We start from the raw sequence: 26233 nt of genomic DNA on the forward strand, positions 1-26233 counted from the left end.
CTGGATAAGAGAAGAAATAACCAGCCGGGAGAAAAACGGTTATTGCTTTAGTCGTTGGTAGCGCGTGCTGAAACAATAACCGGTGGTCATTAAAGGCGGCTTATTTCCAGAAGTCGTCGAATATTGTAATTGGTGGGCGGCGTTTGTGCTCGGTTTTAATATACCAACCTTCAATAATTTGGCTGACTGCGCTGTCGAGGGTTTTGCCTTCCAGGTAGTCGTCAATTTGTGCGTAGGTCACGCCCAAAGCAGCTTCATCGGGCAGAGAAGGGCGGTCATCTTCCAGGTCTGCAGTTGGGGCTTTGATATATAAATGTTCCGGGCAGCCCAGTAATTTCAGTAGCTGTTTGCCCTGGCGCTTATTCAGCCGGAAAATAGGGTTGATATCAGTGCCGCCATCACCGTATTTGGTGAAGAAGCCAGTAACAGCCTCTGCTGCGTGGTCCGTGCCCACAACAACACCGTGCGTCATGCCTGCAATGCTGTACTGTGCTTTCATGCGTTCACGGGCTTTTTCATTGCCACGCACAAAATCACTCAGCGTAATGCCGGCGTCTTTCAATGTTTGTTCGCTTGCCAGTACGGCTGCTTTGATATTCACCGTCAATACCCGGTCTGGCTGGATAAAGTTGATAGCATCCTGGCAGTCCTGTTCATCGGCCTGGACACCATAAGGCAGGCGTACAGCAATAAACTGGTAGCTGTTATCACCCGTTTCCTCTCGCAATTCACGAATTGCCATTTGGCAAAGCGTGCCTGTCAGAGTGGAGTCCTGACCGCCACTCAGTCCCAGAACCAGGCTTTTTAAGAACGGGTAGCGCAAGAGGTAAGCTTTGAGAAAGTCGACGCTACGGCGAACTTCTTGCTGAGGGTCGATTTGTGGTTGTACGCCTAACGCCTGAATAATTTCTTGTTGCAGAGTCATTTGAGCCTCTCCTGTCCGCGGGCCTGATAAGGCCTGGTGGCAAAAAACAGATACGCTAAAACTACCGCTTTGCCATTAAAACAACAAGCTGTGTGCAATAGTAAAAACCTCTGAGTGCTGGAAATTAAAGCAGTTTTATGCAAATTTCCCTGGAAAAGAATAGTCTGAAAGTGGTTCAATTTCTGCTATCAGGTTGAAAAAACGGGGGCGGTCAACCAGGCTTGACTGGAACCGCAACGAAAGGAGGATAAAATATGAACAAAAATGTAACAGGGTTAGTCACAATAGCGGCGGCACTGGTAGTTCTGGCGGGCTGTACAACTTATGACAGAGCAAAAGATCAATTTTCCGAACCTGTCGTGAAAGATGTCAAAAAAGGTATGACGCGTGAGCAGGTAAGCCAGATTGCCGGTAAACCCGCTTCTGAAGTCACTATGATCCATGCACGTGGCACATGCCAGACGTATATTCTCGGCAAACGTGACGGGCAAATGGAAACCTACTTTGTGGCGCTGGATGATACGGGTCATGTGATGAACTCTGGGTATCAAACCTGTGCGGAATACGACTCAGACCCGCAAACCCATAAATAATCTTTTCTGGCTCTGTCAGTTTTTTACCTAAAATGCCAAAAAACAATTTTGAGACCGTTTTTTGGCATTTCCTGCCCAATCTGTGAGCTGGTGTGCCAGAGAATACTGATGTTGCCATTTTCAGAGAAAGCACCGCAGAGAAAAATCCGTTATTATGGGTGCTACTGTTAACGTGTTTTATTGTATTTTCCCGTTATGAAAACATTTCGTCACCCAAATAAAGCGATTATTACGTATAAACCGCGAGTGGAGCCTGCTCCGCCTGATCACGCATGGCGTGTAGAAGGTTTCAAAGATGTCTATTTATTGCGTGGCAACTATGTCGCTTTTGTTCTGGTGGGAAGTAGTTTCCAGCGCTCTCCTGTTTTCACGTTACCGGAATCTGCTCAGCGCTGGGCAAACCAGGTACGACAGGATAATGATATTTAAATAAGCGGGCAGATACATTATGAATCTGTAACCGCCCCGGTTCAGGGGCGGTTTTCTCGTGAGAGAGTTTCTTTAATTATTCAGCAACCGTTCAGCCAGTGCTTAAAGTTTGGCCAGTTCAGCATCGTCATCACTGTGCAAACGGCTGGAATCTGTTTGTTTCATCAACTGGCTGGTCACTGTTCCTGCAGTCATGGCACCATTGACGTTCAGAGCGGTTCTGCCCATATCAATGAGTGGTTCAACTGAGATAAGCAGCGCAACCAGTGTTACCGGCAGCCCCATTGCAGGCAGAACAATTAGCGCTGCGAATGTTGCACCACCCCCAACGCCAGCCACACCAGCAGAACTTAGTGTAACAATGCCTGCCAGTGTGGCAATCCATACCGGGTCCATTGGGTTGATGCCGACAGTTGGCGCGACCATCACCGCAAGCATGGCCGGGTACAGGCCCGCACAACCATTCTGACCAATCGTTGCCCCAAAAGAAGCAGCGAATGTAGCAATAGATTCAGGAACACCCAGGCGGCGTGTTTGTGCCTCAACATTCAGTGGAATGGACGCCGCGCTGGAGCGGCTGGTGAACGCAAAAGTCAGTACCGGCCATACCTTACGGAAATATTTAACTGGGCTGACACCTGCAATGCTCAAAATAATGCCATGCACCACAAACATAATGGCAAGCCCAAGGTAGGAAGCCACCACAAAACTCCCCAGTTTGATGATGTCATGCATGTTTGACCCGGCGACGACTTTTGTCATTAAGGCCAGGACACCATAAGGTGTCAGTTGCATCACGAGACGTACCAGTTTCATAACCCAGCTTTGCATGACATCAATGCCGGCGATAACCCGCTCACCCTTTGGTTTATCATCGGCAAGGAGCTTGAGTGCCGCCACACCCAGAAATACAGCAAAAATGACAACGCTGATAATGGACGTGGGGTTTGCACCGGTCAGGTCGGCAAAAGGATTTTTGGGAATAAACGAGAGTAACAACTGTGGGACACTGAGATCGGCCACTTTGCCCATGTACTGGGTTTCCAGGGTACTTAATCGGGTGCTTTCAGCTGCTCCCTGAACCAAACCTTCGGCAGTGAGGCCAAACAGGTTGGTGACAAAAATGCCCACCAGTGCGGCAATCAGCGTAGTAAACAGCAGAGTGCCGATAGTGAGAACGCTTATCTTACCCAGAGAAGACGCGTTATGCAGACGGGCAACTGCACTCAGAATCGATGCAAACACCAGCGGCATTACAATCATTTGCAGTAATTGCACGTAGCCATTACCCACAATATTGAACCACTGTACTGATTGACTGAGGACGGGGCTGTTGTCACCATAAATCAGTTGTAATCCCAGGCCGAAAAATACGCCCAGAACCAGCCCCAGCAAGACTTTCTTCGCCAGGCTCCAGTTAGTTTTACGAGTGGTGGCAAGTCCCATTAGTAAAATAACAAACACAACAAGGTTTGCTATAAGTGGAAGATTCATCTCCATTCTCCTGATTCTATTTTTACCCTTTTCCGGGCTCGCACGAAGAATAGCAGATGACGTTTAGCGTTGATTATAACTAAACGTTATTTATTATGTTTTTTGCGGTATTGTTGGCGAATTATTCTTCTTTATGTGCGGTTACATAGCGGTAAAATGCATTTTGTAGCGCATTAATGGTTTGTGATGACCAGCGCACAGCACTGTTTTCTGGTAGTGATTGTGGCATCCATAAAGCAAAACTGAACAGGGCGATACATAGTACACGCTCAAGTTGGTTACCTTTTTGAGGGCGAATAACCGGCAGACAAAAGCGCCAGCGGCACGGCCACAATAGTGGTACCCCAGCAGGGGTCAGCATATCAGCGAGGATATGGCTGAGGTAACCGATTACCATCCCCTGCAACACATCCGCAGGGATAATCCAGCTTTGGGGTACTTTTAAATAAAACAAAGCCAGGGTAACAAATACAGCCAACAAACTGTGGGTAAACCCACGGTGCCCAAAAGCTCGAGCGATGGGTTTGGATAACCAACTGAGCCGTTGGCCGAGAAATGACTTTGGGTGGTCAATATCGGGCAGTAAGCAGGTCAGCACTGCTGCGGGCACGACATGCCACCAGTCACCATCGGTGAGTACAGGTGTCAGTTGCGCGTTTTTTGCAAACACGGCGCAGGCAATAGAAAAGAGCAGGTGACCTTCGGCCGTCATGATAAAACCCGGTATAACTGTCAATTCATCCAGTATAGGGTTTTTATACAGTGGGAAAAAGAGGTGACGTTGTAACACTTTGTCAATATCACCTCAAGTGGTTAATTATCGTGCCAACCAGCCACCATCCACGGCCAGTGTGTAACCATTGATATAGTCAGAAGCACCCGAGGCCAGAAAAACGGCAGGTCCTTTTAAATCCTGAGGTGTGCCCCAACGGCCAGCAGGAATGCGCTCCAGAATGGCCTGGTTACGTGCTTCGTCATCACGCAGTTGCTGGGTATTGTTGGTTGCCATATAACCCGGAGCGATCGCATTCACATTTATTCCGTGAATGGCCCATTCGTTTGCCATTAAACGAGTTAACCCCAGAACACCACTTTTAGACGCAGTATATGACGGAACACGAATACCCCCCTGGAAAGAGAGCATGGAGGCAATATTGATGATCTTTCCTCCTGAACCCTGTGCTATGAATTGCCGCGCAACGGCCTGAGAAAGAAAGAAGACTGACTTCAGGTTCAAATTGATGACATCGTCCCAGTCTTTTTCGCTGAAGTCGATGGCATCGTTACGGCGAATCATACCCGCGTTATTAACCAGAATATCCAGACGACCCATTTCACTGACAGCCTGTGCCACTAGGCCGGGAATAGGTTCCTGGCTGCTCAGATCTGCCTGTAAAGCCAGAAAACGCCTGCCCAGCGCGGTAACCTGTTCGGCTGTTTCGTGGGGGATTTTACGGTTGACGCTGATAATATCGCATCCGGCTTCCGCCAGCGCCAGCGCCATTCCCTGACCCAGACCCGTGTCACAGCCAGTGACCATGGCAACTTTCCCGGCCAGGTTAAACGCGTTTAATATCATATTTACCTCGGATTATGCTGTGCAGGTGTTTATACAGACACAGCATAGTCCGGCTGAACGGTTAATTCAAATAAAATGAAACGTTGTTTTGTTTTTATTTGAGATGCGCCGCGTTCAGTTCTTCGAGGCTGCCCAGATGTGTATCGGCCAGGACCCAACGCGGGTTGCCTGCATTCTCTCTTGCGGGAACCACAATGGAGCGCATACGGGCTGCTTTGGTGGCAATCATCCCATTCACTGAGTCTTCCAGAGTGACGCAATTGAGCGGGTTGATACCCAGCTTTTCAGCTGCGTTGAGGTAAACTTGTGGATGCGGTTTGCTCCATTCAAGATGTTCGGCAGAGGCCAGCGCAGAGAAATAGGGGCGCAATGAAAACATTTCCAATACTTGTTCGAGCATATGTAAAGGGGAGGCGGATGCCAGGCCGATTTTCAGTCCAAGGTTTTGGCATAAGTCCAGCGCCTCCCGGACGCCGGGCAACAGCGGGCGGGTTTGTTCAACTAACTCAATAGCACGACGTATAATTTGTTGTGTCACTGCTTCGCGAGATGCGCCCTGCCAGGGCTGCTGTGCATACCAAAGGTCCACAACCACATCAATGCGTAAACCCAGCAGGTCGGGGAGTTCGTGGCGGCGTGTAATGTCTACGCCCAGAGAAGCGATAACCTCCAGTTCAGCCTGGTCCCACAAAGGTTCTGAATCTATCAGTAATCCGTCCATGTCAAATATTGCTGCGAGGGTTCCGGTTACACCAGGCATACGCTATTGCTCCTTTTTACGATACGATTTCCATGAAAAGTAACATATAATTCACGACCCTGGATGAGAGCATCAAAAAAACAGGCATAATTTGTCTGTCTGGGTAGACTTGATGACGTAACGTGAATACTTCAGCTTTCAGTATGGAAGCTGGTGAGGGGAACAAATGACTTACCAACAAGCTGGACGCCTGGCGATTGTAAAACGCATTGCAGGGTGGGTAATTTTCATTCCTGCGGTTATCTCTACGTTGATTTCGCTGCTGAAGTTCATGGATCAACACAGCGAGAAAAAAGCGGGCATTAATGCTGTTATGTCAGATTTTGCTCATGTCATGATTGATATGATTCGGTTTAACACACCATTTTTGAACTTCTTTTGGTATAACTCGCCATCGCCAGATTTTGCTCACCAGCTCAATGTGCTGTTTTGGGTTATTTTTGTGCTGGTATTTGTCGGTATGGCACTACAGGCTTCAGGTGCTCGCATGAGCCGGCAAGTGCGTTTTATTCGCGAAGGGCTTGAAGACCAACTGATTCTGGAAAAAGCAAAAGGTGACAGCGGGCTGACTAAAAACGCGCTGGAAGAAAAAATTATTGTGCCACACCATACTATTCTTCTGCAGTTTTTCCCGCTGTATATATTGCCCGTCGTCGTTATTGTGATTGGTTATGTCTTTTTCTCTCTGTTGGGCTATATCTGATAGCCGGGTCAATCAGCCAGCATCTGTTCGAGTGCCTGTTGAGCGACTGGCAGATGCTGGCCGCCAAACAACCTCGCCCGGTTGAGTAATGTATACAACTGGTAAACAGGTTGGCGTTCAATAAAATCAGTGGGGAGTGGGCATACAGACTGGTAGCCATCATAAATTTGTGCTGGCTGCTCTGGGTGCAGCGGAAGCATTGCCAGGTCACATTCCCTGTCGCCCCAGTAACATGCAGGGTCGAAAATATAAGGGCCATTTGGCCCTACCGCACAATTTCCGGACCACAAATCACCATGGAGTAATGACGGAGCGGGTTGATGAGAGGAAAGGCGCTCACGAACCTTTTCAACGATGACATCTATATTGCCAAACGTTATCCCTTTTTCGGCTGACAACTCAAGTTGCCAGCCAATGCGCTGTTCGGCAAAAAATGTTGACCAGCGCCGTTGCCAGGTATTGGGCTGGGGTGTGGTGGCAAGATGGTTGTCGTAATCCAGCCCGAACTGCAGTTGTTCGCTCCATTGGTGAAGCTTTGCCAGCTGCTGGCCCAGTAAAAATGCATTGTGTGCATCAAAAGGGCGGGGATCGAGGTAGTCGAGCACTAAAAAGCTTTGTTCACGCTCACTGCCCACTGCCCACACTCGCGGAACATTGACTGTCTGGCTGCGGGCCAGCAGTATTAACTGATCAGCTTCTGCAGTAAAAAGCGGCAATAATGCCCGGTCATCACATTTAATAAATAAATCATGGCCGGCATAGCGGGCACGCCATGCACTGTGTACTTCCCCACCGGGAAGAGGGCGTTGGTCTTCGAACGTGGATTCGCCCAGAGGGTCCTGGAGTAAACGACTGATGGCCTGCCACATAGCATCTCTCCCGTGTCGTCCGATAGATCATAAGGTTAGTGTATTTCTTACCAATAAAAGGCGATACAACGCACATCTGTACGGCAAAGCCACGTAAAGCACAGCTTATACGTGGCCTGCTGAAGAGAACCCTTAAAAGAATAATGACTACCCGCATGGGGGACTACTTAACTTTGTAGCAGGTAACGGTAAATTTTTTCGGTATTCTCAAAGGAACATAAACGTGTTCCCTGGTTTAATGTGGCTGCGCTACCAGCCGCGACACCATAACGCACCATATCTTCCAGACCGGCTCCGTCTGCCAGTTTGAGTGTCATCGCACCCACCATACTGTCGCCTGCACCAACTGTACTCTGGCTACGAACCGGTGGTGGAACCACCTGGACACAGGCATCACTGCTTACGCCCATTGCACCTTGTGGCCCCAGTGAGACAACTACGTTTTGCGCTTTGCCACTGCGAATAATTTCTTGTGCTGCAAGCCGAACGTCATCAGGTTGAGTGAGTGGGTGTTTGACCAGAGCGCTTAATTCTTTCTGGTTCGGCTTAACCAGCGCAATATTACCTACTTCCAGCGCCGCGCTCAGGGCATCGCCGGAACTGTCTATAATGCAGCGAATATTTTGCTTTTGAGCCAGCTGAATCAGGCTGCATAAATAGTCGGTATCCGTTCCCGGCGGCAAACTCCCACTGATAACCAGCAGTGAATCAGCAGGTATAGATTTGATTTTTCCTGCCAGTTGCTGGCATTCAGCACTGCTGAGCGCGGCACCAGGCATTACAAAACGGTACTGTTCACCGCTGCTATCAATGTGAACATGCAGATTCTGCCGGGTCCATTCCTGTGAAGGGACGGAGATGATGTCCACATCTTCTTCTTTTAGCAGATGGCACAGATGCTCGCCTGTTGCACCACCTGCTGGGAAAATAGCCGTCGCACTACCGCCCAAATGGTTGATTGCGCGTGCCACATTAATACCGCCGCCTCCTGGCTCAAACACTGGTGCACTACAGCGTAATTTCCCTTCAGGATAGATTTGACTGGTTCGGGTTGCACTATCCAAAGAGGGGGCCAGCGTGAGTGTATATATGTTCACTTTTTTCCTCCTGTTGCGGTTTATCCTAAATGGTAGCACTACATTAAAAGGTATGCTGAAAATAACTCAATGATTTATCAATAGAATTGTAAAAAACCCCACGGGTTTATATATAAATATAATCTCTTTTTAAGACGCGCCTTATTCAAAAAATGAAATAAGAATTCATTGCTATGTTATTCGGAGATTTTTATAATTTGTAACCTTTCCTGGGCACATAATCCGTTGATCCCCGGGAAAGTTTCCGGGACCTTTGTGGTCTCTTTTTTTGTTGTGCGGACATTATAATGAAGCTTTTTAAGACAGTACCTGCAGCAGTGTTGCTGGCAGGGGGAATGCTGGTAAGCCATATCGCCAGCGCAGATGATTCTGTTTTTACTGTCATGGATGACCCTTCGACGGCAAAACAACCGTTTGAAGGATCGATTAATGCAGGTTACTTAGCGCAGACAGGTAACAGTCGCAACTCTTCGTTAACGGCTGACAGCACGTTAACCTGGTACCAAACGTCCACCGCATGGTCCCTGTGGGGCACAGCGAATAATACGTCTTCCAACGACGAACGTTCTTCTGAGAAGTACGCAGTCGGTGGGCGTAGCCGGTATAATATGACCAGCAGAGACTACCTGTTTGGTCAGGCAAGCTGGTTATCAGACCGTTATAACGGCTACCATGAACGTGACGTGCTGACAGCAGGTTACGGTCGTCAGATCCTGAATGGTCCTGTTCACAGCTTGCGGCTGGAATTCGGTCCTGGTGTTCGTTATGACGAGTATACTGATGGCACGGATAAAACCCAGGCATTAGGTTATGCCGCCGGGTCGTATTCCTGGCAGTTCACTGACAATGCGAAGTTTATCCAGGGTGTTTCTGTCCTGGGCAGTGATGACACCACCGTCAACTCTGAAACGGGTCTGGAAGTAGCGATTAACGCACATTTCTCTTTGAAGGTGGCGTATAACGTGACCTGGAACTCCAATCCACCCTCAACTGCACCTGATCACACTGATACCAAAACATCAGTCACATTGGGTTATAAAATGTAAATCAGTGGGCCGAATATTCCGGCCCATTTTTTTATTTTTCACTGTTATTGTTTTAATTGTTTTAAAAAGTAAGTCCGAATTGTTTTCTTTAAATACCCTTACACTTCGCTCCATCCTTCCTTCATTTTTTATCGTTACTGTTTCTGTGTGAGTTATTTTTGGCACAAATAGCCAAATAATTACACTGGCAAAAAGTGTGATCTGGATCTAACATAAAGGTATGGCTTTTCAGGCCAGAATAAGTGAATTAACCGAGAAAAATATTATGAAAACTGTAAACATTACCGTCGCAGCGTTGGTGCTGTCAGCGATGTCTTTTGGTGCATTCGCTGCGCAGACCACACAAACCACACCATCAAATACAAACGTTGCAGCAACAACTGCTAACGTACAGCACGCCAGTGATATTGAAGCCGGCTCTAATATAGCTCCGGGGTCACAAAGCACCGGGCAGTCAATGGATGATGCATTTAACGTATACACACTGGTTGCCGGTGGTTGGTCATAATAACATTGCTTATTGATATTAAATTATCTTAAGCAAAATAAAACCGGAGAATGCTGTCCCGGTTTTTGCTTATTCAAAATTTATTCCCACTCACATAGAAACATCCTGGCTCTACGAAGTAATTTCGATAACCAATACATGGAAATGTTTTATATATTCGGTTATTTAGATTGTTTACCCGATACCATTCGTTATTTATTGTTTTCTGGTATTGGTACCCCCCTGTTGGTATGCTGTTGTCTTTATACCAAATGTTTGGTGGGGTAGATGGGGTTATTGTTTAAATCGGTGATTGGCGCTGCGGTTGTTGTCCTCATAGCTTTACTGTCTCGCACCCGCAATTACTATATCGCGGGGTTAGTTCCCTTGTTCCCAACCTTTGCGCTGCTGGCTCATTACATTGTTGCCTCTGAACGTGGAACGGCAGCGTTGCGCACCACTGTCATTTTCGGTATGTGGGCAATCATTCCCTACTTTGTTTACCTGGTGGCGTTATGGTACCTCAGCTCGCTAATGCGGGTGCCTTTGGCCTTAGTGAGCGCTGTATTATGCTGGGGAGTGGCTGCCTGGCTACTGATTGTTTGCTGGACCCGGTGGCATAGTTAACGCCCTGCCAGTAAACGACATGCATACAATGTGTGCATAACAAAAGGCAGGGGGAGTAGCCTGAAAGCACTCCCCCTGCTGTTGATGTGCGTAAACTTAGTAAGTTGTGCCAGCCAGCATTAGTGCCTCCTGAGACTCCGTTGCATGCGAATTAACGGTTAACTGGAAAAAGGCCATCGTTTCTTCCAGTACTTTTGCCTGCTCTTCCAGTGACATTGCGGCCGCTGAGATTTGTTGCACCAAAGAGGCGTTTTGTTGTGTTGCTGTGTCCATTTCATTGACTGCGATGGTCACCTGGCTGATACCCTGAGTCTGTTCATCCAGAGCCTGAACGATGCCAGTTATAACGTGCTGAATATCTTCGACTGCCGTCATAATTTGCTTCATCATTCTGCCGGTATTGTTAACCAGCTCGACACCATGAGTGACTCGCTGCGCAGACTCATCAATTAATTCCGAAATTTCTTTAGCGGCATTGGCACTGCGCTGTGCCAGGTTTCTTACTTCCCCGGCAACAACCGCAAAGCCACGGCCTTGCTCACCGGCCCGGGCCGCTTCGACGGCAGCGTTGAGTGACAGAATGTTAGTCTGGAAGGCAATACCATTGATGATATTGGTAATATCGTTGATTTTGCTGGAGCTCTCATCAATTTGCGACATGATAGTGACAACCTCACTCACCAGGGTGCCGCCCTCGGCAGCTATGCGTGTCGCATCATTTGCCAGCGAAGTCGCTGTATGAGCATTATCCGCATTGTTTTTTACCGTTGATGTGAGTTCTTCCATACTGGCCGCAGTTTGTTCAATTGCCGCAGCCTGTTGCTCTGTACGTGAAGCCAGGTCGAGGTTTCCGGCGGCGATTTCGGCACTGCCGGTACGTACCGAGTCGCTGGCAACGCTAATATTGCTGACCATGTCATGCAGACGTGTTTGCATAGTATTCAGTGCGTAGAAAATGCTTTGTTTATCTGATGGGGTGACGGGAATAGAATTACTCAGTATTCCCTGGGATACTGACAACGCTATCATTGCTGCATCGCCAGGTTCACCACCGACCGGGCGGGCTACTTTGCGGGTAAATATTAAGCCAATCACCAGGCTGACTACGATAATGCTGGCCAGCATCAGCAAAAGTGACTGTGTCAGGTCGCGCCACGCTTTAGCCATTACTACGCTTACCGGAGTGACGATTGCCAGTTTCCATGGCGTATCACTGTTGCCGACCATGATGGGTTCCCAGGCAATAAACACCGGCTCTTTCAGTACAGGATCATCAAACTGTGTAACCTTTTCGCTAAATGGCTGGCCTTGCCATTTTTTTCCTGTTTGTGCAGGCACTGGGCTTGCCACGACCAGTTGCCCGGCTGACAACAGTACGGCATAACCTGCGCCATCCCAGGGCTTAATGGCATGGATGGTTTTTTGCAGCGTATCCAGTGAGAAATCGGAGGTGACTGACCCCATGAACTCGCCATTACGCACAATGGGTGCGGCAATAGATGTCAGCATGACATCCACCCCGTTGTAAGGGTAAACATAAGGTTCAATGATGACGTCGGTTTTCCGCTGTTTCGGCAGTAAATAATAATCACCTGCGCCAGGCGTTGTGTAATCAACCAGGTTGTGTAATGCAGGGTTCCCGTCAGGCCCACGGTCGACATATTTTGCATAGGAGCCATAACTATTCTGGTCTGGTTTATTGGCGAACTCAGCGTCTTTACCATCGAATGCATTATGTTCAAAGCCGAGAGACATTGATAAAAAACTGGGGTGGGTGTCTAGGTATGTTTTCATCAGTTGATCAAGCCCGGTGCGGTCTGTTATCCCTGCCTCTTTCAGTGCCCATGCACTGTTCCCCAGATCACGGGCGGTAATCAGGGCATTGTTGAGTTGCCTTTGAACCTTGAGTGATTCACTTTGAGCTATCTGTTGGATATAACGTTTGGCGACGAGCTCTTTTTGCGACATCGATTGCCAGGTCAGATAGCCAATTGTAAGAACAAATCCCAGTGAGATGGCGACAAAACTGCTGACCAGCATCAGTGTGCGGGTCCTGATTTTCCGTGGTGGAGTTGTAATAAGAGCCATGGTGCCCCCAAAAAATAAAGTCAAAAATGCTCCTGCAGCGGTATTCCTTACTGTTGTTATCGGTTTTTGTTTGGATAACGTTACAAATAAATCCTCAATACATACAACTCAGTAACAAAAATGTGAGCAAACTTAACCATCGGAACCCTGTCTGCGCAGGCTCATGGGGGAAAACAGGCACAGAAGAAAGCGATTCCCAGGCTGGTAGTACGTAAACTCAGCAAGAAATCAGAGGGGGCCTGGTGCGGATAATTCACTTGATAACCTGGTGCTCAGCTATCTTCCTGCTGGGCTGGGTGCTATCGGAGTCTGCCTTAAGCCGGCTAAACTACTCGGGGTATGGGAGCATTTTCTTCGTTACCATTTTGGGACAAGAGCTCCTGGATTTCAGACAACTCGCGTGCCTTTGAAAAAAACCAACCCTGGCCTAGGGCATTGGGGAAATGTGCCAGCAGGTAATCAACTTGTGCTTGTTTTTCAATACCTTCGAATACCACTGTAGGGTGCATGTCTTTTAATAAGTTAATCAGGTTAGGGAGCAACACTTTATTGAGTGAATCAGTCTCAATAGAATCTGTTATCGACTTATCAATTTTTATTTCATCAATAGACAGGTGCGAAAGCCAGTTCAGGTTGGAATACCCGGTGCCAAAATCATCAATAGCGATATTGAAGCCACTGAGTTTGAAGCGCTCAACCATTTCTTTAAGCGAATTGGTATTTGCGCCCTGGCGCTCAGTAATCTCAAGAATCAGGTTGCTGGCCGGGAACTGTGCATCTGTGATGGCATGTTGTAAAAAAAGGAGATAGTCAGTGGAGCACAAGTCATGCGAGCTAATATTGATACTGATATAGAGGTTATGTTTCCTGACCAGTTCGCGGGTATCATGAATAGCTTTCCGGGTAACTAATTGTGTGATCTGCGTCATTAACCCTTTTGCTTCCGCCAGGGGGATGAAGATATCTGGAGAAATGAAACCTATATCCGGGTCTTTCCAGCGAAGCAGGGCCTCAACACCAATTATTTCATTTTTCTTCAGGTGGTAAATGGGTTGGTAAACCAGGTGCAGTCGGTTTTTGTTGACTGCATCAAGCAGTCTTTTTTCCAGAGAACGTTTTTTATCAATATACAGGTTGATGCTTAATGAAATAAGCAGGCCAATAAAAAGAGAGATAAAAGTGAGAGATGAAATAAGTACTGCGCTGGTATTCAGAATACTGTCTGGCTTTCCTCCGGCGATAACACAAAAATTGTATTGCTGTGAACAGGTTTTCCATGCCAGAAAACGCAGGCTACTGGTGCTTTGTTTATCGCCTGCCAGTTTGCTTATATCACTACCATAGGTGATGATGTTGTGTTGCTGGTTTTTATTACTGATAATAAAACTGAATTGGTGGAGGTCAGAGTCATCTTTAAAAGAACTGAAAACGTATGGAGATAAAACAATAACATAATTACCAAACAGCACCAGGTCACCATAGATATTTTCATCAATGCCTGCATTTATAACCCAGGTGCTGTCTTTCAATTTTATTTTTTGGTTATACAAATTAATTGCCAGTGGTGGAGACAACTTATCCCATAATGCAGTGCATATCATGGTATTGTTCTGCACCCAGCCGATATCTTTAATCAACGTAAACGACCACAAGCTTAGGCGTAAACGGCGTAAAAAGGCGGCACTGCACGGGGTATACAACTCGAATGACTGGCTTTTGTGCTTTACTGTATTAATTTCGTTAAACAGGGTATTACTCCTGTTCGTCAATGCTTCAGAAAAAGCCTGAACACGCTGTTTACTGGCAGAGTAAAACGAAGCTTCTGCCAGAATCATGACAACAGCTAAGGTCACAGCTGTAGTGACAAGTGTAATGGGAAGGCGCCTGTAAATAACCCGAATTAATGTCTGCACTACTCACCTGAACATGTCACATTGCCAGTATGTAAGTTACAGATTGATAGGGAAATCAATAAAAAGCAAGTGGTAAAAAAATGAAGATGTGAGATATGCCATAGCAGTCAGATAATTTAATTTATGGTGGGGTATATACAGAGTTTATAAAAAGAAAATAACTCATGGCATTGATGAAATAATTTTAATTAAGTGACTGGTTTTTCAAAGAGATTGTTATATAAATCTTACCAGAACTGGTTTCGGTGTGACCGGGGCTATAAAGCAGGCGCTAAATTTTCGCGTCGCTAAACGGGGGTATTTATACGGGCAGGGCAGAGCGAATATGCTTGCTGGCAGATAAGGCCCCTTTATCGGGTAAAGGGGCCGGTGCATTAACGCACTAAGTGAAGGAAGTGGAGATGCTTTTCATACTGATCAAGAATATCGTGAATGATTTGCTCCTGGTTCCAGCCCATCAGGTCGTAATCCTGCCCACCTTCTTTCAGGTAAACCTCAGCGCGATAATAACGGTGCTGCTCAGCATTTTGACTGTCATTATCAAGACCCGACATAGCAAAAGCTGGCTGGCTGTAACCGCGTAACCGGACTTCATAGATAAAATTGAGTGCTTCACCTAAATCAACTTCCAGGTGCAGCCGGTCGTCAGAAGATGAATCGATGACACTCCGGGTGCCTTGTTTGCCCAGTTCTTCTTCGACCAGTACCATTGCCGGCTGAATGACTTCATCAAGGAAACGTTTCACCTGAGAGCGTTTAGGAAGATAAGAGATGTTCCGCAACCTGCGCTGCCACGGAATCGGGTTACGTGATGCCGTCGGCGCAATAGTTGCCAAAGTCTGGCTGTCGCGTTTGGTGATATCCACTCTCAACGCTTTCAGTAGCCCATAGATGGAAACCAGCAGAATAATTGAGAAAGGCAGGGCACTGGCTATTGTCACTGTTTGCAATGCACTTAACCCGCCAGCTAACAGCAAAGCGATAGCGACAATTCCCATGGTTGCTGCCCAGAAAATACGTTGCCAGACAGGCGTACGTTCAGCACCGCCAGATGCCAGTGTATCAACCACCATTGCGCCAGAGTCGGCTGATGTGACAAAGAAGACCACTACCATCGCCATAGCAATAAAGGACAGCACCGTCGAAAATGGAAAATGTTCAAGAAAATTAAACAGAGCGAGCGACACATCCTGTTGCACAGTGTTAGCGAGGTCAATGGCACCTTTGTCTTTAATCAGATGAATGGCACTGTTCCCGAAAAATGTCATCCACATTAATGTAAAGCCCGCAGGCACAAACAACACACCAGTAACAAATTCACGAATGGTACGCCCACGGGAAACACGGGCAATGAACATGCCGACAAACGGCGACCAGGAAAGCCACCACCCCCAGTAAAGCAAGGTCCAGCCACCCAGCCAGTTGCTGGATTTTGGCTCGTAGGCATACAGATTAAATGTTTTACTGACTATTTCCGAAAGATAACCCCCGGTATTTTCAACAAAGGATTTCAGCAACAGAACTGTGGGGCCCAGAATAGCGACCAACAGCAGCAGTAATACTGCAAGGCCGAGGTTTAGCTCTGATAATATTCTGATGCCTTTATCCAGACCGGATACAACAGAGATTGTTGCCAGTGCGGTAATAACTACAATCAGAATCACCTGGGTTGTTTCATTTATAGGCACACCAAACAGGTGATGCATCCCGGCGTTGACCTGCAGTACGCCATAACCGAGTGAGGTTGAAACACCAAATACCGTACCGATGACGGCAAAAATATCAACAGCATGGCCCATTGGGCCGTAAATACGTTCGCCAATGATGGGGTAGAGTGCTGAGCGCAATGTCAGTGGCAAGCCATGACGGTAACTGAAAAATGCCAGAATGAGCGCAACAATGGCGTAAATAGCCCAGGCGTGCAGCCCCCAGTGGAAGAAAGTAAGCCGCATAGCTTCTTTGGCCGCTTCGACGGTTTCCGGTGTACCTACCGGTGGCGAAAGGTAGTGCATTACCGGCTCGGCAACACCGAAGAACATCAGGCCTATTCCCATACCTGCGGAGAACAACATCGCGAACCAGGAAACATAGCTGAAATCAGGCAATGCGTGGTCTGGCCCGAGTTTGATGTTGCCATAGCGAGATAACCCGAGAAAGGTTACTGTCAGGAGGATCAGTGCGACGGTCAGAATATAAAACCAACTGGCATTGGTGAATATTTGTTGTTGCAGCGCTTTAAATTTTTGATCCGCAAGTTCAGGAAATAGTGCGGCGAAAGCCACTACGATGACGATGAGTGCAGCAGAAGTATAAAACACGGGAGGATTAATTTGCTTTCGGGGAACACTCGTATTGAGTTCAGTCTGAGACATAGTGGTGTATAGTCCGTTAAGTTAAAGTTAGGTGGTTTTCTCCATTTGACAAAATGCCAGGATGCACGGCTATATTAGCATAATTCACTATTTGTTGCAATTTTGGCGCTATTAGTGATTGAGCTGTCTTATTTCATTAGGGCAGGGAAATTACTGTAATTTTCGCTATAACCCAAAAGACAGAAGCAGATCTTTGTTTATTACGATGGTGATACCACGATAATCACCGTAGTAAACACCTCACAGAATATCATAGCTTATATTTGCAAAACGGGGCTTTATTCTATAACAGTTGTGCGTTGCACTGATTCCTGCATCTGGCCCGGCTTGCCCGGGCTCGGCGGGTAATTGAAGGACTACACGTGCAGCCCGATAAAACGCGCTCGTAGTGTGTCATAACCCCAGTTATAGAAAAGTGTATAGGGCAAAAAGAACAGTAAAAAACCGGCCTCAAGAAGAAATGCGTTCAGGAGTGTCGTACTGAGAAAAAAAGCAGCGAGAGCAACGCCAATTATCAGAAACCCGCCTTCAAATCCGGATGCATGAATAAGGCGTATTTTCAATGTCCTGGCCGTTTGATTATGAGGCATGAAAATATCAAACACCGCGTTATAAACGATATTCCACAGCATAGCTGCAGTCGCCAGGAGTAGAGAAAGCATCCCCATTTCAAACAGTTCACGTTGCATTATCCAGGCCGCCAGTGGTGCGAGTATTACCGTTGCCAACCCTTCGAAACAGATAGCGTGCAGCAATCGCTCTGGGAGAGTTCGGTGTACAGCATTGACTTTTTTCATATCCATTTTCCTTGTCATTACGATAATCAACACGGATGTGTGACGCGATGACTGGCGATACTATCGGTATTTAAGATAAAATAAAGATAGATACCATCTGGAAAATCGATACATTATGCGCTATTCCCCGGAAGCCCTTCTTGCCTTTGTCGAAACTGTCTCGGCAGGTTCATTTTCTGCTGCGGCACGGCGTCTGCGAAAGAGCCAGTCAACAGTCAGCACTGCCGTGGCAAATTTAGAAACAGACCTGGGTATCACGTTATTCGACCGTTCAGCAAGGCAGCCAGTTTTGACACAACAGGGTGAGCAGGTGTTGAGCTATGTTCAGGCTATTCTTGCCGCGAGTAACCGCCTGGATGATCTTGCGGTGTCATTGGTAGCAGAAACGGAAGCAAAATTGTCATTTGTGCTCTCCGACACGCTGGATGCTGATGTTCTTGAAAATTTACTGTCCGGGTTTGCTGAACATTTCCCTCACACTGAATTTGAATGCCTGATTGGTGAGAACGAAGATGTCATTGATTTATTGCAAACAGAAAGAGCGCATATTGGTTTGATGGAAGCACGCGACCATTATCCTCATGTTATCGGTGCCAGCCGTATGCCTTTACTGAGTTATATGGGAATTTATGCTGCCCCCGGGCACCCACTGGCAATGCGTGAGAGCCTGGTGTTTGATGAGCTACCTGCCTGGCGGGAGTTACGGCTAACCACTTATATCGACAGAGGTGGCAATGCCGGGCGTGGGCCTGTTTGGTCTGCACCAAACTATTTATTACTGCTGAGTATGGCGGTTCAGGGGTTTGGCTGGTGTATGCTGCCCTGTGCGCTGGTAGATGAATTCGCGGGCGACGGCAAACTGGTGGCACTACCTGTTACTGGCTGGCCCAGAGCTCTGTCTGTTGATGTCGTGTGGAATAAAAATGCGCCACCCGGAGTGGCGGGGCGTTGGTTAAGGGAATATTTGCTGAATCGCAACGACTAAAATCATACGCAGAAGTGAACAGGGTTTGGTGTATCAGCCCGGGTTCAGACATTGTTTTATTAAGTGGCTGCTGGCATTCCCATACCCGATTTAGAAAAGCGGTGGGCGTACTCCTGCCTGAACAGACTGGCTCAAAACAGTCTTTTGGTTCCCAAAATACATCATTTATTACCTTTGATAAGCAATCCATATAACTGGCTCCCCAGGAGATCACGATTTCGTGGGGAAACAAAGGGGTGATTCATCTTATTGATAGTGTTACCATCCGCTGGCGTATTTTAAATCTGTCTTCTGCTAATGCTTTAAAATATGTTCGAGAGTGTACTTATTTGGCAATTGTTGGCCAGATATGCACGTAATTTTATGAAAATTAATGAATTTTTGTTTGTATGTGATCTTTCGTGTGGGTCACCACTGCAAATTAAGGAATTAGAATGCCTGTAATTACGCTTCCTGATGGCAGTCAACGTAGTTTTGACCATGCTGTAAGTCCACTGGATGTTGCGCTGGATATCGGTCCTGGCCTGGCGAAAGCCTGTGTCGCCGGGCGGGTAAATGGTGAACTGGTTGATGCGTGCGATTTGATTGAAAACGACGCAACCCTGGCTATCATTACCGCAAAAGATGCTGAGGGGCTTGAAATCATTCGCCACTCTTGTGCTCACTTATTGGGGCATGCCATCAAGCAACTGTGGCCTAAAACAAAAATGGCTATTGGCCCGGTAATCGACAATGGTTTCTACTATGATGTTGATCTGGACCATACCCTGACTCAGGAAGATATTGACCAGCTGGAAAAGCGTATGCACGAGCTGGCAGAGAAGAATTACGACGTCATTAAGAAGAAAGTGTCATGGGCCGAAGCACGCCAGGCATTTGTTGATCGTGGCGAAAGCTACAAAGTCGCTATTCTTGATGAGAACATCAGTCATGATGACAGGCCTGGGCTTTATCATCATGAAGAATATATTGACATGTGCCGTGGGCCGCATGTGCCAAATATGCGTTTCTGCCATTATTTTAAACTGATGAAAACGGCAGGGGCATACTGGCGCGGCGACAGCAATAATAAAATGTTGCAACGTATTTACGGCACCGCCTGGCCAGATAAGAAACAATTAAATTCTTATCTGCAACGCCTGGAAGAAGCGGCAAAACGTGACCACCGTAAGATTGGTAAGCAACTGGACCTGTATCATATGCAGGAAGAAGCACCTGGTATGGTGTTCTGGCATAATGACGGCTGGACAGTTTTCCGTGAACTGGAAACCTTTGTTCGCTCTAAGCTGAAAGAGTACCAGTATCAGGAAGTGAAAGGGCCATTTATGATGGACCGCGTGCTGTGGGAAAGAACCGGGCACTGGGACAACTATAAAGATGCCATGTTTACCACTTCTTCAGAAAACCGTGAATATTGCATTAAGCCAATGAACTGCCCGGGCCATGTGCAAATTTTTAATCAGGGTTTGAAATCTTACCGTGATTTGCCATTGCGTATGGCTGAGTTTGGTAGTTGCCACCGTAATGAGCCTTCTGGTGCGCTACACGGCCTGATGCGTGTGCGTGGCTTTACTCAGGATGACGCACATATCTTCTGTACGGAAGAGCAGGTGCGTGATGAAGTAAACAGCTGTATTCGTATGGTCTACGATATGTACAGCACCTTCGGTTTTGAAAAAATCGTCGTTAAGCTGTCTACTCGCCCTGAGAAACGCATTGGTACCGATGAAATGTGGGACCGGGCTGAAGCAGACCTTGCTGTAGCACTTGAAGAAAATAAGATCCCGTTTGAGTATCAACCGGGTGAAGGCGCGTTTTACGGGCCGAAAATTGAATTTACCCTGTACGATTGCCTCGATCGTGCCTGGCAATGTGGTACTGTCCAACTGGACTTCTCCTTGCCATCTCGTTTGAGTGCATCTTACGTGGGTGAAAATAACGAACGCCAGGTGCCGGTAATGATTCACCGTGCAATTCTGGGTTCAATGGAACGCTTTATTGGTATTCTGACTGAAGAGTTCGCCGGTTTCTTCCCAACATGGCTGGCTCCTGTTCAGGTTGTCGTTATGAATATTACTGACGGACAGGCAGAATATGTGAACGAATTGACCCGAAAATTGCAAAATGCGGGCATTCGTGTAAAAGCAGACTTGAGAAACGAGAAGATTGGCTTTAAAATCCGCGAGCACACTTTACGTCGGGTGCCCTATATGTTGGTCTGCGGTGATAAAGAGGTCGAAGCTGGCAAAGTGGCCGTTCGTACCCGCCGTGGTAAAGACCTTGGCAGTCTGGACGTAAATGAAGTGATCGAGAAGCTGCAACAAGAAATTCGCAGCCGCAGTCTTCATCAAATGGAGGAATAAGGTATTAAAGGCGGAAAACGAGTTCAAACGGCGCGTCCGAATCGTATTAATGGCGAGATTCGCGCTCAGGAAGTTCGCTTAACAGACATCGATGGCGAGCAGATTGGTGTAGTGAGTCTGAGAGAAGCTCTGGAAAAAGCTGAAGAAGCCGGAGCCGACTTAGTAGAGATCAGCCCTAACGCCGAGCCGCCAGTTTGCCGTATTATGGATTACGGCAAATTCCTCTATGAAAAGAGTAAGTCTTCTAAGGAACAGAAGAAAAAGCAGAAAGTTATCCAGGTTAAGGAAATTAAATTCCGTCCTGGTACTGATGAAGGTGACTATCAGGTAAAACTCCGCAGCCTGATTCGCTTTCTCGAAGATGGCGACAAAGCTAAAATCACCCTGCGTTTCCGTGGGCGTGAAATGGCACACCAACAGATCGGTATGGAAGTGCTTAACCGCGTGAAAGACGATCTGAATGAACTGGCAGTAGTCGAATCCTTCCCAACGAAGATCGAAGGCCGCCAGATGATTATGGTGCTTGCGCCGAAGAAGAAACAGTAGGCTACCAAGTAACCAGGCCGGTAGAGCTTGCTCCGCTGGCCCGGTTCGCCTTTGTTTCATTTATTAACAATGCGAAGTGGAAGTAAAAAGATGCCAAAAATTAAGACCGTACGCGGTGCTGCTAAGCGCTTCAAAAAAACCGGTAAAGGTGGCTTTAAGCATAAGCACGCTAACCTGCGTCATATTCTGACTAAAAAAGCGACCAAACGTAAACGTCACCTGCGTCCGAAAGCCATGGTTTCCAAAGGCGATCTGGGTCTGGTAATTGCGTGCCTGCCGTACGCATAAGTCGTTAACTTTAAACTTTTTATCGCCCAACAGGTTGGTGTTTTCCGGTAACAGTCACTGATTCCCGGTCTGTTCAGACAATAGTCTGCAGGAAGAGAATTAGTCTGGCCGAGTGAATATGTAAACCGGGCTTACAGAATATAGATACAGGAGAGAGCCATGGCTCGCGTAAAACGTGGTGTGATTGCACGTGCACGTCATAAGAAAATTTTGAAACAAGCTAAAGGTTACTACGGTGCGCGTTCTCGCGTATACCGCGTTGCCTTCCAGGCTGTTATCAAAGCAGGTCAGTACGCTTATCGTGACCGTCGTCAGAAAAAGCGTCAGTTCCGTCAACTGTGGATTGCACGTATCAACGCAGCAGCACGTCAGAACGGTATTTCTTACAGCAAATTCATCAACGGCCTGAAAAAGGCTTCTGTTGAAATCGACCGTAAGATCCTGGCTGATATCGCTGTATTCGACAAAGTGGCATTCACTGCACTGGTTGAAAAAGCGAAAGCAGCTCTGGCGTAAGCCAGATGGAGAGGGAGCGTATGCTCCCTCTTTTCATTTGTTGCAAACGGGATTGACATTTCGCAACAAAATCAGTTGAATAGAACCGTTACACCTGACTAAAAAGGTAACTGCAAGCATGAATGCTGCTATTTTCCGCTTCTTTTTTTACTTTAGCGCCTGATTCAGGGGGGCTTTGCGCGTAAGAAAAGAAACGGAAAATAAGCGCTAAAAGCCTCCAGCTGGAGGCTTTTTTTTTACCTTTTCCGGCCCCTTTGCCAGGCTTTTGAACAGCATTATGATGGCCGGGTAAATAAAGGCTAAGGCTTGTCGTTTTCGAACCGAGACTAACTACTCCGGCAATTGTGCCGGCACAAGAGGAATACCATGCCACATCTCGCAGAGCTGGTTGCAAGTGCAAAGGCAGCCATAAACGATGCCCAGGATGTCGCCGCGTTAGATAATGTACGCGTTGAATATCTGGGCAAGAAAGGGCACCTGACCCTCCAAATGACAACCCTGCGTGAACTTCCCCCCGAAGAACGCCCTGCAGCTGGCGCGGTAATCAACGAAGCCAAAGAACAGGTTCAGCAGGCACTTAATGCACGCAAAGATTTTCTGGAAAGCGAAGCATTAAATGTCCGCCTGGCCGCAGAAACTATTGATGTGACCTTACCGGGGCGGCGTATTGAAAATGGCGGGCTGCATCCGGTAACCCGCACGATTGACCGCATTGAAAGTTTCTTCGGTGAGCTGGGCTTTACCGTGGCAACCGGCCCGGAAATTGAAGATGACTACCACAACTTCGATGCCCTGAACATTCCGGGTCACCACCCGGCACGTGCTGACCACGACACTTTCTGGTTTGACGCAACGCGTCTGTTGCGTACACAAACATCTGGTGTGCAGATCCGTACTATGGAAAACCAACAGCCGCCGATTCGTATCATTGCGCCTGGCCGTGTATACCGTAATGATTACGATCAGACTCACACGCCGATGTTCCACCAAATGGAAGGGTTGATTGTCGATAAGAACATCAGCTTTACCAATCTGAAAGGTACGCTGCATGATTTCTTGCGTAACTTTTTTGAGGAAGACCTGCAAATTCGTTTCCGCCCGTCTTATTTCCCGTTCACTGAACCTTCTGCCGAAGTGGATGTAATGGGTAAAAATGGTAAATGGCTTGAAGTGCTGGGTTGCGGCATGGTGCACCCGAACGTTTTACGGAATGTGGGCATTGATCCAGAAGTCTATTCCGGCTTCGCGTTCGGCATGGGGATGGAGCGTTTGACCATGTTGCGCTATGGCGTAACTGACTTGCGTTCATTCTTCGAAAACGATTTACGTTTCCTCAAACAGTTTAAATAAGGCGGGACTCTGCAATGAAATTCAGTGAACTTTGGTTACGCGAATGGGTTAACCCGGCACTAGACAGTGACGCGCTTGCCGGTCAGATAACCATGGCAGGTCTCGAAGTGGATGGTGTTGAGGCTGTTGCGGGAGCATTTACTGGCGTCGTGGTTGGTGAAGTTGTGGAATGCGGCCAGCATCCCAATGCTGATAAGCTGCGGGTTACAAAAGTGAATGTTGGCGGCGAACGCTTGCTTGATATCGTTTGTGGCGCGCCGAACTGCCGTCAGGGCCTGCGCGTTGCGGTGGCAACCGTGGGTGCAGTATTGCCGGGCGACTTTAAAATCAAAGCTGCAAAATTACGCGGTGAACCTTCAGAAGGGATGCTGTGTTCTTATTCCGAACTGGGTATTTCAGAAGACCACAGCGGTATTATCGAATTGCCAACTGATGCTCAGCCTGGTACGCCTGTGCGTGACTACCTGAAGCTTGACGATGTTGCCATTGAAATCAGTGTGACGCCGAACCGTGCCGATTGCCTGAGTATTGCAGGTGTGGCCCGTGATGTAGCGGTACTGAACCAATTACCGGTTACTGAACCAGACATTACGCCCGTGGCTGCAAGCATTGCAGATTCTTTCCCGATTACTGTTGAAGCTACTGATGCCTGCCCACGCTACCTTGGGCGTGTGATTAAAGGTATTAATGTCGCTGCATCATCACCATTGTGGATGCGTGAAAAATTGCGCCGTTGCGGTATTCGCTCTATTGATGCCGTTGTTGACGTGACCAACTACGTGCTGCTTGAACTGGGCCAGCCAATGCATGCGTTTGATCTTAACCGGATCGACGGTGGTATTGTGGTGCGTATGGCTAAACAAGATGAAAGCCTGGTACTGCTTGATGGCACAGAAGCGAAACTCAACAGTGATACTCTGGTTATTGCTGACCAGAGCAAGGCACTGGCAATGGGCGGGATCTTCGGTGGTGAGCACTCTGGCGTGAACAGTGAAACCCAGGATGTTTTGCTGGAGTGTGCCTGGTTTAATCCACTGGCAATTACTGGCCGTGCCCGCCGCTATGGCTTGCATACAGATGCATCTCACCGTTATGAGCGTGGCGTTGACCCACAACTGCAGTATAAAGCCATGGAACGTGCGACAGCGCTGTTACTGGCAGTGTGTGGTGGTCAGGCCGGCCCGGTAATTGATGTCACTGCACAGGACAAATTGCCACAGCCAGCGACGATTACTTTACGTCGTAGCAAACTGGATCGCCTGATTGGTCACCATGTGCCGGATGAGCAGGTCGGAGATATTTTGCGCCGTCTGGGTTGCCAGGTAACTGAATCTGAAGGCCAGTGGCAGGCTGTTGCGCCATCATGGCGTTTTGATATGGAAATTGAAGAAGACCTGGTTGAAGAAGTTGCCCGTATTTATGGTTACAACAGTATTCCGGACGAGCCAGTCAATGCATCCCTGATTATGGGTGAGCATCGTGAAGCGAATCTGTCAATGAAACGAGTGAAAACGTTGCTGGTGGATAAAGGCTACCAGGAAGTGATCACCTACAGTTTTGTTGACCCAAAAATTCAGCAAATGCTGCACCCGGGTGAAGACGCACTGATTCTGCCTAATCCGATTTCAGCCGATATGTCAGCGATGCGCCTCTCTTTATTAACCGGCCTGCTCAGCACCCTGGTGTATAACCAGAACCGCCAGCAAAACCGTGCGCGTATTTTTGAAACCGGTTTGCGGTTTGTCCCTGATACACAGGCAGACCTGGGGATCCGTCAGGATGTTATGCTGGCTGGCGCAATCTGTGGCAACCGTAATGAAGAACACTGGGATCTGGTAAAAGGCAGTGTCGATTTTTACGATCTCAAAGGTGATTTGGAATCACTGTTCGAACTTACCGGTAAATTGTCTGAAATTGAATTTCGGGCAGAACGGCATTCAGCCCTGCATCCGGGGCAGAGTGCTGCAATTTATTTACACGGTGATTATGTTGGATTTATTGGTGTTGTTCATCCTGAGCTGGAACGTAAACTTGATTTGAACGGCCGCACACTGGTGTTTGAATTGTTGTGGAACAAGCTCGCAGACCGCGCCGTGCCTCAATCTCAGGGGGTTTCACGCTTCCCTGCGAACCGGCGAGATATCGCTGTTGTGGTAGCTGAAAACGTGCCTGCAGCAGATATTCTGGCAGAGTGTAAGAAAGTTGGCGTAAATCAGGTAGTTGGCGTAAACTTATTTGACGTGTACCGCGGTAAGGGTGTGGCAGAGGGTTATAAGAGCCTTGCTATCAGCCTGACTCTTCAGGATACCAACCGTACACTGGAAGAAGAGGAGATTGCTGCTACCGTTGCAAAATGTGTGGCGGCATTAAAAGAGCGATTCCAGGCATCATTGAGGGATTGAACCT

Annotated in this window: 25 protein-coding genes and 1 other annotated feature; of the genes, 14 read left to right on the plus strand and 11 right to left on the minus strand. The window is 47.7% G+C overall.

Going from position 1 to position 26233, the window contains the following annotated elements; genetic code table 11:
• Positions 1 to 100: 100 nt before the first annotated feature.
• Positions 101 to 925: an ammonia-dependent NAD(+) synthetase gene (gene nadE / locus DT73_RS11470; protein ID WP_036108509.1), complete on the minus strand. Its 825-nt coding sequence runs from the start codon at positions 923 to 925 to the stop codon at positions 101 to 103.
• A 254-nt stretch (positions 926 to 1179) separates the two neighbouring features.
• On the opposite strand from nadE, the gene osmE reads away from it, so the two are divergent.
• Positions 1180 to 1518: an osmotically-inducible lipoprotein OsmE gene (gene osmE / locus DT73_RS11475; RefSeq protein WP_036108511.1), complete on the plus strand. Its 339-nt coding sequence runs from the start codon at positions 1180 to 1182 to the stop codon at positions 1516 to 1518.
• Between the two features lie 195 nt (positions 1519 to 1713).
• On the plus strand, positions 1714 to 1947 hold the full coding sequence (cedA, locus tag DT73_RS11480) for a cell division activator CedA (RefSeq protein WP_036108512.1): 234 nt from the start codon (positions 1714 to 1716) through the stop codon (positions 1945 to 1947).
• A 102-nt stretch (positions 1948 to 2049) separates the two neighbouring features.
• Here cedA and DT73_RS11485 read toward each other — a convergent pair whose 3' ends face one another.
• The 4 genes from DT73_RS11485 to hxpB all read right to left on the minus strand — a co-directional run bounded on the left by DT73_RS11485 (position 2050) and on the right by hxpB (position 5780).
• The gene (locus DT73_RS11485) at positions 2050 to 3441 is read right to left on the minus strand and encodes an L-cystine transporter (protein ID WP_036108514.1); all 1392 of its coding nucleotides are present in this window, start codon (positions 3439 to 3441) and stop codon (positions 2050 to 2052) included.
• Positions 3442 to 3562: 121 nt separating this feature from the next.
• The gene (locus tag DT73_RS11490) at positions 3563 to 4153 is read right to left on the minus strand and encodes a metal-dependent hydrolase (RefSeq protein WP_036108825.1); all 591 of its coding nucleotides are present in this window, start codon (positions 4151 to 4153) and stop codon (positions 3563 to 3565) included.
• Between the two features lie 105 nt (positions 4154 to 4258).
• Positions 4259 to 5020, minus strand: coding sequence for a 2-dehydro-3-deoxy-D-gluconate 5-dehydrogenase KduD (gene kduD, locus DT73_RS11495; RefSeq protein ID WP_036108516.1), 762 nt, complete (start codon positions 5018 to 5020; stop codon positions 4259 to 4261).
• Positions 5021 to 5114: 94 nt separating this feature from the next.
• Positions 5115 to 5780 (minus strand): hexitol phosphatase HxpB, encoded by a 666-nt coding sequence (gene hxpB, locus DT73_RS11500; protein WP_036108517.1) that lies wholly within the window; start codon positions 5778 to 5780, stop codon positions 5115 to 5117.
• Positions 5781 to 5946: 166 nt separating this feature from the next.
• Between hxpB and DT73_RS11505 the strand changes: the two genes are divergently transcribed.
• On the plus strand, positions 5947 to 6483 hold the full coding sequence (locus tag DT73_RS11505) for a YniB family protein (RefSeq protein WP_036108519.1): 537 nt from the start codon (positions 5947 to 5949) through the stop codon (positions 6481 to 6483).
• An 8-nt stretch (positions 6484 to 6491) separates the two neighbouring features.
• Here DT73_RS11505 and DT73_RS11510 read toward each other — a convergent pair whose 3' ends face one another.
• Together DT73_RS11510 and pfkB are read right to left on the minus strand one after the other, a co-directional pair.
• A complete protein-coding gene (locus DT73_RS11510) occupies positions 6492 to 7352 on the minus strand; it encodes a fructosamine kinase family protein (protein ID WP_036108520.1) in 861 nt (286 codons plus the stop codon).
• 167 nt (positions 7353 to 7519) lie between these two features.
• On the minus strand, positions 7520 to 8449 hold the full coding sequence (gene pfkB, locus DT73_RS11515) for a 6-phosphofructokinase II (protein WP_036108521.1): 930 nt from the start codon (positions 8447 to 8449) through the stop codon (positions 7520 to 7522).
• A 287-nt stretch (positions 8450 to 8736) separates the two neighbouring features.
• Between pfkB and DT73_RS11520 the strand changes: the two genes are divergently transcribed.
• The 3 genes from DT73_RS11520 to DT73_RS11530 all read left to right on the plus strand — a co-directional run bounded on the left by DT73_RS11520 (position 8737) and on the right by DT73_RS11530 (position 10609).
• Positions 8737 to 9495 (plus strand): YdiY family protein, encoded by a 759-nt coding sequence (locus tag DT73_RS11520; protein ID WP_036108523.1) that lies wholly within the window; start codon positions 8737 to 8739, stop codon positions 9493 to 9495.
• A 265-nt stretch (positions 9496 to 9760) separates the two neighbouring features.
• Positions 9761 to 10003 (plus strand): hypothetical protein, encoded by a 243-nt coding sequence (locus tag DT73_RS11525; protein ID WP_036108827.1) that lies wholly within the window; start codon positions 9761 to 9763, stop codon positions 10001 to 10003.
• A 267-nt stretch (positions 10004 to 10270) separates the two neighbouring features.
• On the plus strand, positions 10271 to 10609 hold the full coding sequence (locus DT73_RS11530; RefSeq protein ID WP_036108525.1) for a GlpM family protein: 339 nt from the start codon (positions 10271 to 10273) through the stop codon (positions 10607 to 10609).
• Between the two features lie 96 nt (positions 10610 to 10705).
• Here the strand turns inward: DT73_RS11530 and DT73_RS11535 are convergent, their stop codons facing one another.
• The 4 genes from DT73_RS11535 to DT73_RS11550 all read right to left on the minus strand — a co-directional run bounded on the left by DT73_RS11535 (position 10706) and on the right by DT73_RS11550 (position 17779).
• Positions 10706 to 12697, minus strand: a complete 1992-nt coding sequence (locus DT73_RS11535) for a methyl-accepting chemotaxis protein (RefSeq protein WP_084172276.1) — start codon at positions 12695 to 12697, stop codon at positions 10706 to 10708.
• Positions 12698 to 13020: 323 nt separating this feature from the next.
• Positions 13021 to 14610 carry an EAL domain-containing protein gene (locus DT73_RS11540; RefSeq protein WP_036108527.1) on the minus strand — a complete coding sequence of 530 codons (1590 nt, stop codon included), beginning with the start codon at positions 14608 to 14610 and terminating at the stop codon, positions 13021 to 13023.
• Positions 14611 to 14984: 374 nt separating this feature from the next.
• Positions 14985 to 16982 (minus strand): choline BCCT transporter BetT, encoded by a 1998-nt coding sequence (gene betT / locus DT73_RS11545; RefSeq protein ID WP_036108529.1) that lies wholly within the window; start codon positions 16980 to 16982, stop codon positions 14985 to 14987.
• A 356-nt stretch (positions 16983 to 17338) separates the two neighbouring features.
• Positions 17339 to 17779, minus strand: coding sequence for a multidrug/biocide efflux PACE transporter (locus tag DT73_RS11550; RefSeq protein ID WP_036108531.1), 441 nt, complete (start codon positions 17777 to 17779; stop codon positions 17339 to 17341).
• 115 nt (positions 17780 to 17894) lie between these two features.
• On the opposite strand from DT73_RS11550, the gene DT73_RS11555 reads away from it, so the two are divergent.
• The 8 genes from DT73_RS11555 (at position 17895) to pheT (ending at position 26229) form a co-directional block, all read left to right on the plus strand.
• A complete protein-coding gene (locus tag DT73_RS11555) occupies positions 17895 to 18764 on the plus strand; it encodes a LysR family transcriptional regulator (protein ID WP_036108533.1) in 870 nt (289 codons plus the stop codon).
• A 434-nt stretch (positions 18765 to 19198) separates the two neighbouring features.
• The gene (gene thrS / locus DT73_RS11560) at positions 19199 to 21127 is read left to right on the plus strand and encodes a threonine--tRNA ligase (RefSeq protein WP_036108535.1); all 1929 of its coding nucleotides are present in this window, start codon (positions 19199 to 19201) and stop codon (positions 21125 to 21127) included.
• 3 nt (positions 21128 to 21130) lie between these two features.
• Positions 21131 to 21673 (plus strand): translation initiation factor IF-3, encoded by a 543-nt coding sequence (gene infC, locus DT73_RS11565; protein ID WP_072006946.1) that lies wholly within the window; start codon positions 21131 to 21133, stop codon positions 21671 to 21673.
• A 90-nt stretch (positions 21674 to 21763) separates the two neighbouring features.
• The gene (gene rpmI / locus DT73_RS11570; RefSeq protein WP_001124225.1) at positions 21764 to 21961 is read left to right on the plus strand and encodes a 50S ribosomal protein L35; all 198 of its coding nucleotides are present in this window, start codon (positions 21764 to 21766) and stop codon (positions 21959 to 21961) included.
• A gap of 159 nt (positions 21962 to 22120) precedes the next feature.
• Positions 22121 to 22477 (plus strand): 50S ribosomal protein L20, encoded by a 357-nt coding sequence (gene rplT / locus DT73_RS11575; protein WP_013366084.1) that lies wholly within the window; start codon positions 22121 to 22123, stop codon positions 22475 to 22477.
• Positions 22478 to 22590: 113 nt separating this feature from the next.
• Positions 22591 to 22715, plus strand: a sequence feature (Phe leader region).
• Positions 22596 to 22640, plus strand: coding sequence for a pheST operon leader peptide PheM (gene pheM, locus DT73_RS26190; protein WP_106120997.1), 45 nt, complete (start codon positions 22596 to 22598; stop codon positions 22638 to 22640). (Overlaps the previous feature by 45 nt.)
• Positions 22716 to 22843: 128 nt before the next feature.
• On the plus strand, positions 22844 to 23827 hold the full coding sequence (pheS, locus tag DT73_RS11580) for a phenylalanine--tRNA ligase subunit alpha (RefSeq protein ID WP_036108544.1): 984 nt from the start codon (positions 22844 to 22846) through the stop codon (positions 23825 to 23827).
• Positions 23828 to 23841: 14 nt separating this feature from the next.
• Entirely contained in the window at positions 23842 to 26229 is a 2388-nt protein-coding gene (gene pheT / locus DT73_RS11585; protein WP_036108547.1) for a phenylalanine--tRNA ligase subunit beta, read from the plus strand.
• Positions 26230 to 26233 lie beyond the last annotated feature (4 nt).

Origin of the sequence: Mangrovibacter sp. MFB070 (assembly GCF_000705335.1) — a bacterium.
Classification (GTDB): domain Bacteria; phylum Pseudomonadota; class Gammaproteobacteria; order Enterobacterales; family Enterobacteriaceae; genus Mangrovibacter; species Mangrovibacter plantisponsor.